Raw genomic sequence first — 13498 nt, forward strand, 5'->3', positions numbered from 1 at the left:
CGCAGTCATGACGCGCCTGTTCTGGCGTGCGGCCGATATCCGGCTGGTCCGCTACCTGATGGCCAGCGTCGGCGCGCTGGCCGTGGATGTCGGCCTGTTCCTGCTGCTGCTTCAGGCTGGGTTGCTGGCCGCGCTGGCATCGGCCGTCGGCTATTGCGCCGGGATCCTGGCGCACTGGCTGCTGTCCAGCCGGACCGTGTTCCAGGACCGGGTCGCCATCACGGCACGCGACCGCACGCGGCAGAAGGCGCTGTTCGTCGCATCCGCACTGCTCGGCCTGGCCATCACCACGCTGATCGTGGGGGCGGCGGATGCGGCTTCGCTCGATCCGCGCCCGGCCAAGCTGTTCGCGATCGGGGTGAGCTTCACCGCGACATGGGTTCTGCGAAGCAAGGTGGTTTTCCGTGCGCGCATATGAACGCGGCGCCGACCGCCGGTTGCGCAGCGGCGAACATCCCAACCGGGCGATAGCGATCGCCTGGCTCGGTCTCAGCCTGCTGCTGTGCCTCGTCGCGCTGCCGAATATCATGGCGGGGCGCTTGCCAGATCCCGACGACGCGCTGCGACTCGTGCAGGTTCGCGACCTGATGGCGGGACAGGGCTGGTTCGACGTGACGCAGTACCGGATCGCGGGCCCCGACGGCACGCCGATGCATTGGTCGCGCCTCGTCGACGTCCCCGTGGCGCTGGCGATCGCCTTTTTCGACCTGTTCCTTGCGCACCCGCAGGCAGAGACCGCCGCACTGGTGCTCGTCCCGCTGCTGACCTTCGGCGCGACGCTCGCCTGTATCGGACGGCTCGCATGGCGACTGTTCGACATGCAGGTGGCCGTCCTCAGCTGCCTCGTCACCGGCCTGCTGACCGCGCTCGTCTTCCAGATCCAGCCGCTCCGGATCGATCACCATGGCTGGCAAATTGCCGCCGTGGCCTTCGCCGTCTGGGCGATATCCTGGCGCAGCCATGTGCGCGGCGGGGTCGGCGCAGGCCTCGCCATGGCGTTCGGGCTGGCGATTTCCATTGAGCTACTGCCCGTTGCCGCCGCTTTCGCTCTCGTCCTGTTCGTGCGCTGGTGGCGCGAGCGCGCAGCCCGCTGGTGGCTCGTGGTCTATCTGCAGGCTCTGGCCCTGGGGCTGGGCGCGCTGTTCCTCGCAACGCGCGGGGTGGGCGATCTTGCGCCCTATTGCGACGCCCTGTCGCCGGCTCACCTCGGCTTCTTCCTCACCGCCGCGCTCGGCACCGGAGTGGTCGCGGCGATCCCCGGACTGCAGCGCCTGGGCGCGTTCGTCCTGCTGGGCGCAGTCGGAGTGGTGGCGCTCGGCTTTTTCGGCCTGTCCGCGCCGCAATGCCTGCGCACGCCGTTCGGCGCGCTCGACCCGCTGGTGCGCGATTTCTGGTATCTCAACATCGCGGAAGGCCGCCCCGTATGGGAGCAGCCCTTCGCAGACATCGCGCCGAAGATCGTCCATGCGCTCGCCGGATTGTTCGCCATCGCACTGCTGGTCGGCCGGTCCTCCGATTGGGTACGGCGCTGGTGGACCGAATATGCCCTGCTGTACGCGCTGATACTGCTGCAGGCGATCTTCGTCGCCCGGTCGTTCGCCTTCGTGGCGGTGCTGGCGGCGGTGCCGCTCGGCTGGCTGCTGTCGCGGATGCTGGTCCGCCTGCGGCAGGCGGACGGAGTTCCGGGCAAGGCAGCCGTGGCCGTGGCGCTTGCCGCCATGCTCGTCCCGGGCGGCCTTATCGCCGCCGTTTCCTCCATCGCCTCGGTCGGACAGGCAAGGGCGTCCGCACCGGTTCGCGAAGCGTCCTGCGACCCGCTGGCGCGGGCGCGTAACATGGACCGCCTGCCTGCGGGCACGGTATTCGCGCCCTTGGACATCGGCCCTGCGATCCTGCTCGAAAGCGACCATTCGGTCGTCGCCACCAGCCATCACCGCGCGGAAGATGCGATGCGGGACGTGATCGCGGCCTTCATTGCGAAGCCCGCCGATGCGGAGCCTATCGTCCGCCAGCGGGGTGCGCGGTATCTGGCGCTCTGTTCCGATCTCGCCGAAGCGCGGCTTTATGCCGCGGCCCGTCCGGACGGGCTGGCGGCGCAGATCATCGCCGGTCGCGAGCCCGAATGGCTGGAGCCGATCGCGATGCCCGGAGCGGACGAATTCCGCCTCTACCGGGTCAGGCCGCGATGAAATCCATCGCGACGCCGTTCATGCAGTAACGCTTGCCGGTCGGCTGCGGCCCGTCGTTGAAGACGTGGCCCAGATGTCCGCCGCAATCGGCACAGTGCACTTCGGTGCGCGGATAGCCGATCTTCAGATCGCGCTTCGTGCCGATCGCACCCGGCAGGGGCCGCCAGAAACTGGGCCAGCCGGTGCCGCTGTCATACTTGGTGGAGGAACTGTAGAGCCGGTTGCCGCATCCGGCGCAGGTGAAGGTTCCCTTGCGCTTTTCCTTGTCCAGCGGCGAGGAATAGGGGCGTTCGGTCGCTTCTTCGCGCAGGACGCGATATTCCGCCGAGGTCAGCTTCTTGCGCCATTGCGCCTCGCTCCGCTTGACGGGGAAGGACTTCGCTTCCGCTGGCGATCCGCCGCAGGAGGCGAGGATTGGGACGGATACCCCGGCAGCCAGCCAGGCGAGTGCGCTGCGGCGGTCTGGTTCGATTGTCATGGTCCGTTCCCTTCGATTTCCTGGCCGGACCTTAGCGGTCCGCACCTGAATATACGCTTGGGAGCGCCATTTGTTACCGGTCAGAAGCCGGTGACCTCGACTTCCAGCTTGCGGAAACCCTCGACGAAATTGGCTTTCACCCGTTCAACGTCGCCCGCGACATGCACTCGCATCCGGCGGGCGTGCATTTCTTCCAGCAGGATGCGCAGTTGCAGTTCCGCCAGCCGCGCGCCGACGCAGCGATGGATGCCGTAGCCGAAGGCGAGGTGGCGCCGCGCATTCTCGCGCGTGATGTCCAGCCGGTCCGCATTCTCGAACACCTGCCCGTCGCGATTGGCGGAATTGTACCACAGGACCATCTTGTCGCCCTGCTTCACCTGCTGCCCGAACAGTTCGGTATCCTCGGTGCAGGTGCGGCGCATATGCTTGAGCGGGGTCTGAAAACGGATGCATTCCTGCACCGCGTTCGGGATCAGGTCGGGGTTTTCCTCGAACAGCTTGCGCTGGTCCGGGAAGCGATCGAAGGCATGGACGATGCCGCTCATCGTGTTGCGCGTGGTGTCGTTGCCGCCCACGATCAGCAGCACCAGATTGCCCATGAATTCCTGCGGATCCATCTGATTCATCGCCGGGCTGTGGATCATCATGGAGATCAGGTCGGGCGCGGCATCGGCCTGCGCGCGCTGGCCCCACAGCTGCATGAAATAGCCTGCCATCTCGTGCAGGATGCCGCGGCGCATCGCGTCCAGTTCGCGCACCGTCGCCAGTTCGGTATCGCCCGACCAGTCCGACCAGAAGGTCAGCAGGTGCCGGTCCTCCCACGGGAAATCGAACAGCAGCGCGAGCATGCCGGTCGTCAGTTCGATGGACACCCGGTCCACCCAGTCGAAGGTCTCGCCGCGCGGCAGGCTGTCCAGCAGTTCGCCGGTGCGGCGGCGGATGTCGTCGTCCATCCGCTTCATCTCGGCCGGGGTGAAAGCGGGGGCGACGGTGCGGCGCTGGCCGGTGTGCTTGGGCCGGTCCATCGCGATGAACATCGGCAGTTCCAGCCGCTCTTCCTCCGGAATGTCCTGCCGCCGGTCGAGGATCGTGATGCCGCCATGTTCCCAGCTGGAGGAGAACAGTTCCGGCAGCGATTCGACGTGCTGGATCGCCTTGTGCTGCACCACGCTCCAGTACGGGCCGAAGGGGCTCTCAGGGACGTAATGCAGCGGGCCCTTGGCGCGCAGGTCCGCGAAGATCGGCTGCCACCGGTTCTCGGCATAGATGTCCGACCGGCTCGTATCCCATTCGCACGGGTGGTCCAGCCGGTCTTCGGGATGCTGCTCGAAATGCTCCTGCAGGGCGCGATAGGCGCTGGGCGAAGTGCGCCACTGCGCACCGCCCGCCATTTTCGGGGCCGGGGGTTTCTGCGAAAGCTGCGTCGCCATCTCTCTCTCCGTGCGCCGCGCCTTTTCCCGCGCGGTCGTCAGTCCGGCATCCTGACGGAACCGGGCGGAGAGTCAAGATTAGGTTGCGATCTGCGACCCATCCTTGCGGCGCCTGGCGAACAGGCCGCCCTTGCGCGTCTTCGCACCGCGCGGGCCCGATTTCATCACGCGCTTGCGGAACAGGTTCGCGCCGAACTTGACGAACACGATCACCCACAGCGCCTGCCAGGCGAGCATCACCGGGTGGATCCAGAGCGTCGCGTCCTGCGCGCCGCGCGCCAGCATCGCGAAGGGCGAACTGAGCGGGAAGAGGACCGCGAAGGTCTCGACCGGCGAACCCTGGTCGGTCATCGCATAGGTGGCGAGGAAGAAGACCAGCAGCTGCAGGAAGGTGGCCGGCATGGAAATCGTCTGCACTTCGCGCACCGTCGGGGCGAGCGATCCGACGGCCAGGAAGACGGAGCCGATCAGCAGATAGGCCATCGCGAAGTAGAGCAGGAACAGCGGCGCGAAGAGAGGCCAGCCGATTGCGGGCGGGGTGATGTCCGGGATCGCGTCCCCGCCGAGCAGCAGGATCGCGCCGGCAACGCTGCCCCAGACCGATATGCCGACCAGGCTGATGCCCAGCATTGCGACGAGCTTGCCGAGGAACACCGCGTCCATCGGGATCGCGGCGGCAAGGATCTCGATGATCTTGTTGCCTTTTTCCTCGACCAGATTGGACAGGACCATCCCGGCGAGCAGCATGGTGAGCAGGAAGAGAAGCATGAGGCTGGCCGTGGCGATGCCGGTGCGCGAACTGCGTTCGCTCGCGATGCTGCTGGCCGTTGGCGCCAGTTCGATCGCGGGCGGTGTGAGCGCACCCGTGTCCCCGCGCGCCCGCGCGATTGCCAGTCCGACCTGCCCGCGCCATTCCTCGATCCGGTCTTGGGGACCGACCAGCCGCGGTTCGGCGAGGCTTCCCGCGAGCACGGCGTCCACATTGTCCTCGCCGTCCTCGAGCAATTGCGCCGCGTCGGCCGCCCCGTCCGTGTTCAGCGATGCCAGCTGCGGCATGGCGGTGAATTCGGACAGTTCGCCATGTGCCTCGCGAAAAGCCATCCGGTCCGCATCGGGGAGGTCGAGCGCGAGCGTGGGCTCCGCGGCACTGCGCGCTGCATTCGCGCCGAGCACGCCGGCGCCGCCGCTGATGCCGAGGAAGAACAGCGGGCCGATCAGGAAGAACAGGAACGCCTTGCTGAACAGGATCGCCGTGAAGTCGCGGCGGGCGATGACCCAAGCGGCCTGCAAGGTCGTGAGGCGGGAACCGGATTTCATCGCGTTACCACCTCCTGCGGATCTGCCTCGAGCGCGCGCGCGGCCGCCTCGCCGGCGATTTCCACGAACGCGTCATGCAGCCCGGCCCGCTCGATGGAAAGCGATAGGATGCCAGCCTCCCCTTCGATGAGAGCCCTCAACAGGGGTTCGATCCCGCATTCGGGCAGCGAGAAGTACCAGAAATTGCCGCCGCCCTTCTTGGTATCGCGGCGGGCATCTTCGGGCAGCGCGGCGCGCCAGCGGCCGTCGCCGGCCCGCGTTTCGAGCCGCACCTGTGCGGGGATGCGATCGCGCGCCTCGTCGACCGATCCCGCATAGGGGACCTTGCCGCCGGCAATGATCGCCACGCCTTCGCACAGCCGTTCCGCGTGCTGGATGACGTGGGTGGAGAAGATCACCGTGGTACCGTTGTCGGCCAGCTGCCGGATGACGCCTTCCAGCCGCCCCTGGTTGATTGCGTCCAGCCCTGAAAAAGGTTCGTCCAGCACGACCAGCTTCGGTTCGTGCACCAGCGTGCCGAGCAGTTGCACCTGTTGGGCCATGCCCTTGGAAAGCTGACGGATCTTCTTCTCGACCGCGTGGCCGAGATTGTTCTCTTCCAGCAATTGCCGCCCGCGTGCCTTGCCTTCTTCCAGCGGCAGTCCGCGCAGCGCGCCCATGAAACCGATCGCCTCGTAGGCTTTCATGTTCGGGTAGAGGCCGCGTTCTTCCGGCAAATAGCCGACGAGCTTCGCGACATGGTGGGGATTGTCGTGCCCGAGAAGGCGCCGTTCGCCCTCGTCCGGATCGATGATCCCCAGCAGCATGCGAAGCGTGGTGGTCTTGCCCGCGCCATTGGGGCCAAGGATGCCGTAAATCGAGCCTTCGGGAATCGCGATGTCCACCCCGTCGACCGCGGTCGTGCCTTCGAAGCGTTTGACAAGGCCCCGCGCTTCGATGGCATAGCGGGGGCCGTGTCCTGAATCGGTGCCCGGTTCGTGCAAGGAAGAAGCTTCGCCTAACGCCATGGTTGATCCCGCCCTAGCCATGCCCCCTGAACGGGAGCAACCCCAATCGTGGTAAACGCCTCGGCAATGCCCGGTATCGAGGATAGGCTGCGCGCAAAGGCGACGGAACTCGGCTTCGCCGCGATCGGCATCGCCCCGGCGGAGGACGATCCACTACGGGCCGAACGGCTCCATCGATGGCTGGGCGAAGGCTATCACGGCAGCATGGAATGGATGGCGGAACGGGCCGGCCAGCGGCAGGGCGTCCGTTCTCTGTGGCCCGAGGCAGGATCGGTCATCGCTCTCGGCATGAGCTACGCCCCGTCGGGCGATCCGATGGCGCTCGGCGACCATCCCGACATCGGCAGGATCTCGGTCTATGCGCAGGGCCGCGACTATCACGTGACCGTGAAGAAGGCGCTGAAAGCGCTGGCGCGATGGCTGGTGGAGCAAGAACCGGACAGCGAACTGAAGGTGTTTGTCGATACCGCGCCCGTCATGGAAAAGCCGCTCGGCGAAGCGGCGGGGATCGGCTGGCAGGGAAAGCACACCAATCTCGTCAGTCGGGAACACGGCAGCTGGCTGTTTCTGGGCGCTATCTATACGACGCTGGAGCTGCGGCCGGACGGCCCGCACGCGGACAATTGCGGCAGCTGCCGGGCGTGCCAGGATGCCTGCCCGACCGATGCCTTCCCGCAGCCCTACGTGCTCGATGCGCGGCGGTGTATTTCCTATCTCACGATCGAGCATCACGGGCCGATCCCGCACGAATTTCGCAAGGCGATGGGTAACCGCATTTACGGATGCGACGATTGCCTGGCCGTCTGCCCGTGGAACAAGTTCGCCGATACGGCGGCCCGCCATCGCGCCTTCCTGCCGCGCGCTGAACTGACCGCGCCCCCGCTGGCGGACCTCCTGCAACTGGACGATGCAGGTTTCAGGCAGCTTTTCTCCGGATCGCCGATCAAGCGGATCGGCAGGGACCGGTTCGTGCGCAATTGCCTCATAGCGGCGGGCAATAGCGGGGATGAGAGCCTCCTCGACCAGGTCGAGGCGCTGTCGGGGGATCCGGACGATACCGTGGCGGAAGCGGCGCGCTGGGCCCGGGCCGAACTGGCCGGGGTCGAAGCTACAGCAGCGACTTGAGCGCGACTTCCGGGTCGGCGAGCGTCGCCGGCTCGACGACCGACCCGGCCTCGATCAGCTTGCGACCCTGCACGTAACTGCGCGTATCGTTGACGCAGTCGAAAGCGATGACCTTGCCGCCCCTGAGATAGATCACGGAGAATTTACGGTCCTCCGGACTGCCACGCAGCACGGTCGCGTCATAGCCTGCCGAAATGCCGGCGGTCTGCAGCTTGAGATCGTACTGGTTCGACCAGAACCAGGGAAACGCGCGATAGGGCTGCGGATCGCCGCAAATGGCGCGCGCGACCGTCATCGCCATGTCGTGCGCGTTCTGGACCGATTCGACCCGCAGTACGGCACCGTCGGCCCACACATTCGCATGGGCGGCGCAATCGCCGATCGCGTAGACATCCTCAATGCTGGTGCGGCACAATTCGTCGATATCGACCCCGTCCGCGCCTGCCGCGCCGGCGGCGATGAGCGGTCCGACCGACGGGATGATGCCGATACCCGCGATCACGATGTCGGCGTCGATCGTCTCCCCGTCGGACAGCGTGACGCCCGCGACCCGGCCGTCCCGTTCCACGATTGCCTCGACCGAAGCCGAAAGGCGCAGGTCCACGCCCTGCCGCGCGTGTTCGGCCTGGTAGAAGGCGGACAATTCCTCGCCCGCCACGCGTGCGAGGACGCGCGGCTGCGCTTCGACGAGCGTGACGTCACGATCGAACTTCCGCAGCACCGCGGCCGCTTCCAGCCCGATATAGCCCCCGCCGACGACGACGGCACGGCGGGCCCCGGCATCGAGCTCGGCGCGCAGGAGGTCCACGTCGGCGCGGTTGCGAATGGTGTGGATGCCGGGAAGATCGGAGCCGGGACAGGACAAGCGGCGCGCATCACCGCCCGTCGCCCAGATCAGGGTCCCGTATCCGTGTTCGGTATCGTCCGACAGCCGCACCGAGCGCGCCTGCGGATCGACCCCGACTACCGCGACACCGGACCGGATAGCGATCCCTTTTTCCGGCCAGAAGGCAGCGGGACGAATGGCGATCCGGTCAAACGGTTTGTCGCCCGCCAGGTATTCCTTGGAGAGCGGCGGGCGTTCGTACGGCAGTTCGGTCTCGCGGCCGATCATGGCGATCGATCCCTCGAACCCGTTCTGCCGCAGGGCGATGGCGGCGCTGGTGCCGCCATGGCCCGTGCCGACGATCAGGACATCCGACCGGTCTTCCAAATCACCGTCCCATGAGGTTGCGAGCCTGGCTGGCGACCTGTGCCAGCACGGCGGGCGCCACCGGGCTGTTCGCCTGTGCGCGGCCAATCATCGCACGGAACTGGCGGATCGGATCGGCATGGTCTTCTGCCCATTTCTCGACCGCGGCCAGCAGATCGTCCTTCGCGCCCTTGCGACGGGACAGCCGCCGCAGGAAGTCGAGCCGCATCTGCTGGAAGTCGCGGGCGAGCCCTGCAACCAGCAGGCGTTCCCAGACGTCCGAAGGGTTCATCAGCGCAGCCGTGCCCTGTGCCCAGTCGAGGCCGAGCCGACGCCCGAGATCGGTGAACGCCTCGGTCAGCGGGCGCACGGACATCTCGACTTCATTGGCAAGCCGGGCGAGCCCGACGGCCCCGTCCATGTCGTACAGATGGACTGCCTTGCGAGCGAGGTCCGCAGGCGCGCCGGCATCGACGAAGCTGTTGAGCAGCTTCTTCGACTGGCGGCTGGTTTCTTCCGCGAGGAAGCCTGCGGTTCCTTCCGACAGTTCGCCCACGCCCTTGCTCAGGTTCCCGACCGCCTCGGCCGGCGGGCGCAGGGTCGCGCCGACGCGCAGCAGGTCCGCCATGTGGCTGCGCATGGCCGAAGCCAGATGCGCGAACAGCAGCAGGCGGGCGTTCTCGGGCATCGATGTGCTGTCGACCTCGGCCCAGATCGCTTCCATGCCGAACAGGTCGTTCGCGCAGACGAATGCCGCCGCGATGTCGGCGAGGCCCACGCCTTCTTCCTCGGCCAGTTCGAACGGATGTACGATGCCGAGCCGGTTGACGATGCGATTGGCGATGACCGTGGCGACAATTTCCCCGCGCAGGCGATGTTCGTCGATTTCCTTGCGGAACTTGTCGCGCATCGGTTCGGGGAAGTACTCGAGCAGCAGGGGCTCGAGCGTGTCGTCGGTGGCGAGCTTGCTGCGTTCGATCGCGTCCTGCAGCACGAGCTTGGTCGACGTGAGCAGCACGGCGAGCTCGGGGCGGGTCATCCCGATCCCCTCGCTGGCCCGGCGCGACAGCGCATCGCTGTCCGCAAGCCCTTCGGTACGCCGGTCGAGCGAACCGCGGTCCTCCAGCGTCTCGATCAGGCGCGCGACGGAATCGGTGGCTTCCGAACCGCCGAGTTCGGCGATCGACAGCGCGAGGGCCTGCAGCCGGTTGTTCTCCAGCACCAGCTGCGCGACTTCCTCGGTCATCTCCTCGAGCAACGCATTGCGCCGGCTTTCCGAAATACGGCCCTTCGCACGCGCGTCCTGCAGGGCGATCTTGATGTTGACCTCATGGTCGGAGCAATCGACGCCGGCGGAATTGTCGATGAAGTCGGTGTTGATCCGACCGCCGTTGATCGCGAACTCGATCCGCCCGGCCTGGGTCACGCCAAGATTGGCGCCTTCACCCACGACCTTGGCGCGGACCTGTTCGGCATCGATTCGCAGGGCATCGTTGGCCGGGTCGCCCACTTGCGCGTTGTTCTCGCGCTCGGCCTTGATGTAGGTGCCGATGCCGCCGAACCAGAGAAGGTCGACGGGCGCCGCCAGGATCGCGGAGATCAGGGCATCGGGTTCGAGTTCGCGATCCTCGATCCCGAGCATCTTCCGAACTGCCGGCTTGATCGGAATGCGCTTCATCGACCGGGGGAAGACACCGCCGCCCTTGGAAATCAGATCCTTGTCGTAATCGTCCCAGCTGGACCGTGGGAGAGCGAACAGCCGCTGCCGCTCCTTGAACGATGCCTTAGGATCCGGATCGGGGTCCAGGAAGATGTGCCGGTGGTCGAACGCCGCCTTCAGCAGGATGGATTTCGACAGCAGCATGCCGTTGCCGAACACGTCGCCCGACATGTCGCCGCAGCCGGCCACGCTGACCGGATCCTTCTGCACGTCGACGCCCATTTCCAGGAAGTGACGCTGGACGGAGACCCAAGCGCCGCGGGCGGTAATGCCCATGGCCTTGTGGTCGTAGCCGTTCGATCCGCCGCTCGCGAAGGCATCGCCCAGCCAGAAGTCCTGCTCGATCGCGATAGCATTGGCGACGTCGGAGAAGCGGGCGGTGCCCTTGTCCGCAGCCACCACGAAATACGGATCGTCGCCGTCGCGACGGACCACGCGCTCGGGATGCATGACCTTGCCTTCGGCAATGTCGTCGGTGACCGACAGCAGGCTGCGGATGAAGACTTCGTAGCTCGCCTGGCCTTCGGCCGCCCAGGCGTCGCGATCACGGACCGGGTCGGGCAGCTGCTTGGGATAGAAGCCACCCTTCGCGCCCGTGGGCACGATCACCGCGTTCTTGACCCGTTGCGCCTTAATCAGGCCGAGGATCTCGGTGCGGAAGTCGTCCCTCCGGTCGGACCAGCGCAGCCCGCCGCGCGCCACGGGCCCGGCCCGCAGGTGGATGCCTTCCACGCGGCGCGAATAGACGAAAATCTCGCGCCATGGCACGGGTTTGGGCAGGCCCGGCACGTCTTCGGACCGTATCTTGAATGCCAGCGCTTCCTGCCCCGCCGGGGCGAAGGCGTTGGTCCGCAGGATCGCCTCGGTCAGCGAGTGGTACAGGCGCAGGAGCCGGTCGTCGTTGATCGCAGCGACATTGGCGAGGCCGGCCTTGATCGCGTCGTTCGCCTTGCGCGCCGCGGTATCGCGATCACCGTCGAAATCGGGATCGTGCCGCGCCGTGAACAGGTCGACGAGCGCATTGGTGACGTCCGGCGCACGGCTGAGCGCGTCGACCACGGTGTAGATCGTGAAGCCCATGCCGGTCTGGCGCAGGTACCGGTAATAGGCGCGCAGCCAGTCGGCCTGGCGGGCGCTGAGTGCGGTTCCCAGCACCAGCCGGTTGAACGGATCGTCCTCGGACTGGCGGTTGAGCACCGACGCGATGGCTTCTTCGATGGCCGTGTCGCGTTCGAGGATTGCCTCGCTCTGGTCGCCTTCGGGAAGCTGGAGGCGGAAATCGTGGATCGTGCCCAGCTTCCCGTTGTCGATGGCGCTGGGAATCTCCTCCAGCACGCGGAAGCCGAAATTCTCGAGCGCGGGGACCGCGTCGGAAAGCGGGAGCGAGCCCTCGCTTTCGTAGATTTTCAGGCGAAGCTCGTTTTCCGGGTCGGTCTGCAGCCGATAGAGACGCGCGTCGCGCGGTTCGACCTCGCCGCTTTCGCGATCGGCGTCGACCGCCATCAGGTGACGCATTCGCCGGATGTCGCGGGCGGCTTCGACTGCGCCGTATTCGGTCCGGTAGCCGGCAGGGAAGGCATCGGCATATCGCGAGGCGATCGCCGCGGCGCGGCCCGGTTCTTCCAGTTTCGCCAGTTCCTGCTCGACCGCTTCGGACCAGCCGCGCAGCATGGTCTGCAGGCGTTCCTCGGCGAGGTCTTCCGTCCCCGGCTCCAGGCTGTCCATGCCACGCAGGTCCAGCACGAAACGCAGAGTCGCGAGGTTGCCGCCTTCGACCGTCAGGCTCCAGTCGAGGAGTTCGGCGCCGGTCACTTCCTCCAGCATAGCCTGGATGTTGAGCCGCGTGGCCGTCGAAAGCAGGTCGCGCGGAAGCCAGACGAAGGCGAACAGGTGGCGGGCCAGCGGCGCCTCAACCAGCGACAGGCGCGGCCGCGGACGGTCGACCAGGCTCATCATGGTGGTCGCCACCCGGGCGATGTCGCGTTCCGCGAAGCCGATGACCAGATCGTGCGGTAGCGCGGTCAGCGCATGCACCAGCGCCTTGCCCGCATGGCCGTTGGGATCGAAGTCGAAACTTTCCATCAGCGCCGCCAGGTCGCGCCTCAGCATCGGCACCTTGCTCGGGGCCTGTGCGAGAGCCGCGCTGGTCCAGACGCCGGCATGCATGGAAAGCGCCGCGACTTTTCCGTCCTCGAGAACCGGCACGATGAAGAGGTCCAGCGGCACGCGGCGGTGCACGCGCGATGCCAGATTGGCCTTGATGATCAGCGGAAGCGTCCGGCGCGGATTGTCCGGGTTGTCGAACCAGGCGACCGCCCGTTCGAAAGAGGCATCGGCGAGGATCGACTGCGCGCTCTTGCGGCAGATACCCAGCCGCTCGGTCTGCGTGCCGTCGCGCGAGCGGGTGACATGGCCCAGTTGCGTCAGCATGCCGTCCTGCAGCCAGCAGAGCAGTTCGGCGCCTTCCTCGTCCTCGATCCGTTCGGCATCGCGCGCCATCGCTTCGCGCATCTTCTGCCAGTCGGACACGGCCGCACGCACGTCGCCCAACGTTTCGCGCAAGGCCGCTTCCAGCGCGCGCCGCCGCCTGGCATCGACCCGGGCGGTCTCCATGTAGATCATCGATTCGCGCTGCGAGGCTTCGCCGGTCGCGTCCTTGCCGATGGCGGTCATGTTGCCGTCCGCGTCCCGCTCCACCGCGATGATCGGGTGGACCATGCAGTCGATCGTCAGGCCGTGGGCGGCGATGGTTCCGGCAACCGAATCGACCAGGAACGGCATGTCGTCGTTGACGACCGCGATCCGCATGAAGCGCCGGTCCTCGCTTGCGGACTCAAGCGCGATGGCGGAGCGTTTCTCGTCGCGTCGTGCGGCGGTTTCCAGCATGAAGGTCGCGACATCGCGCGCCGTGTGTTCGGCGAAAGGCGTATCGCCGGGAAGGCGCGACTGCGCGATCTGTTCGGCCAGGATGCGGATCGCACCCTTCGACGGTTTCGGGGCTTCGGTGGGCTTCGGGGTCGCGGATTTGGCCGCCATGCAT

The 13498-nt window shown here is 66.7% G+C and carries 9 protein-coding genes; 3 read left to right on the forward strand and 6 right to left on the reverse strand.

What is annotated here, in order from left to right; genetic code table 11:
• Positions 1 to 7 precede the first annotated feature (7 nt).
• Both AB1K63_RS11080 and AB1K63_RS11085 read left to right on the forward strand, forming a co-directional pair.
• On the forward strand, positions 8 to 418 hold the full coding sequence (locus AB1K63_RS11080) for a GtrA family protein (RefSeq protein WP_366960207.1): 411 nt from the start codon (positions 8 to 10) through the stop codon (positions 416 to 418).
• The gene (locus AB1K63_RS11085) at positions 405 to 2189 is read left to right on the forward strand and encodes a hypothetical protein (RefSeq protein WP_366960208.1); all 1785 of its coding nucleotides are present in this window, start codon (positions 405 to 407) and stop codon (positions 2187 to 2189) included. The genes AB1K63_RS11080 and AB1K63_RS11085 overlap by 14 nt, the downstream gene beginning before the upstream one ends.
• Here the strand turns inward: AB1K63_RS11085 and msrB are convergent.
• The 4 genes from msrB to AB1K63_RS11105 form a co-directional block, all read right to left on the reverse strand.
• Complete coding sequence (msrB, locus tag AB1K63_RS11090; protein WP_366960209.1) at positions 2176 to 2667, reverse strand: peptide-methionine (R)-S-oxide reductase MsrB; 492 nt, start codon at positions 2665 to 2667, stop codon at positions 2176 to 2178. The two genes, AB1K63_RS11085 and msrB, sit on opposite strands and share 14 nt — an antisense overlap.
• Positions 2668 to 2747: 80 nt before the next feature.
• On the reverse strand, positions 2748 to 4097 hold the full coding sequence (locus tag AB1K63_RS11095) for a cytochrome P450 (RefSeq protein WP_366960210.1): 1350 nt from the start codon (positions 4095 to 4097) through the stop codon (positions 2748 to 2750).
• Between the two features lie 78 nt (positions 4098 to 4175).
• A complete protein-coding gene (locus tag AB1K63_RS11100) occupies positions 4176 to 5414 on the reverse strand; it encodes an ABC transporter permease (RefSeq protein ID WP_366960211.1) in 1239 nt (412 codons plus the stop codon).
• A complete protein-coding gene (locus AB1K63_RS11105) occupies positions 5411 to 6421 on the reverse strand; it encodes an ATP-binding cassette domain-containing protein (protein WP_366960212.1) in 1011 nt (336 codons plus the stop codon). Before AB1K63_RS11105 ends, AB1K63_RS11100 begins: the two co-directional genes overlap by 4 nt.
• 66 nt (positions 6422 to 6487) lie before the next feature.
• Here AB1K63_RS11105 and queG point away from each other — a divergent pair, with 66 nt between their 5' ends.
• Positions 6488 to 7546 (forward strand): tRNA epoxyqueuosine(34) reductase QueG, encoded by a 1059-nt coding sequence (gene queG / locus AB1K63_RS11110; RefSeq protein WP_366960707.1) that lies wholly within the window; start codon positions 6488 to 6490, stop codon positions 7544 to 7546.
• Here the strand turns inward: queG and AB1K63_RS11115 are convergent.
• On the reverse strand, positions 7530 to 8759 hold the full coding sequence (locus AB1K63_RS11115; RefSeq protein ID WP_366960213.1) for an FAD-dependent oxidoreductase: 1230 nt from the start codon (positions 8757 to 8759) through the stop codon (positions 7530 to 7532). The two genes, queG and AB1K63_RS11115, sit on opposite strands and share 17 nt — an antisense overlap.
• 1 nt (position 8760) lies before the next feature.
• Positions 8761 to 13494 carry an NAD-glutamate dehydrogenase domain-containing protein gene (locus AB1K63_RS11120; RefSeq protein WP_366960214.1) on the reverse strand — a complete coding sequence of 1578 codons (4734 nt, stop codon included), beginning with the start codon at positions 13492 to 13494 and terminating at the stop codon, positions 8761 to 8763.
• Between the last annotated feature and the right edge of the window lie 4 nt (positions 13495 to 13498).

The sequence above is a fragment of the Qipengyuania sp. JC766 genome (assembly GCF_040717445.1).
Lineage (GTDB): Bacteria > Pseudomonadota > Alphaproteobacteria > Sphingomonadales > Sphingomonadaceae > JC766.

Excerpts from the sequence above, each read along its gene's own strand:
- AB1K63_RS11080 (WP_366960207.1), top strand. The coding sequence starts at position 8 with ATGACGCGCCTGTTCTGGCGTGCGGCCGATATCCGGCTGGTCCGCTAC.
- msrB (WP_366960209.1), bottom strand. The coding sequence starts at position 2,667 with ATGACAATCGAACCAGACCGCCGCAGCGCACTCGCCTGGCTGGCTGCC.
- AB1K63_RS11095 (WP_366960210.1), bottom strand. The coding sequence starts at position 4,097 with ATGGCGACGCAGCTTTCGCAGAAACCCCCGGCCCCGAAAATGGCGGGC.
- AB1K63_RS11100 (WP_366960211.1), bottom strand. The coding sequence starts at position 5,414 with ATGAAATCCGGTTCCCGCCTCACGACCTTGCAGGCCGCTTGGGTCATC.
- AB1K63_RS11105 (WP_366960212.1), bottom strand. The coding sequence starts at position 6,421 with ATGGCGTTAGGCGAAGCTTCTTCCTTGCACGAACCGGGCACCGATTCA.
- queG (WP_366960707.1), top strand. The coding sequence starts at position 6,488 with ATGCCCGGTATCGAGGATAGGCTGCGCGCAAAGGCGACGGAACTCGGC.
- AB1K63_RS11120 (WP_366960214.1), bottom strand. The coding sequence starts at position 13,494 with ATGGCGGCCAAATCCGCGACCCCGAAGCCCACCGAAGCCCCGAAACCG.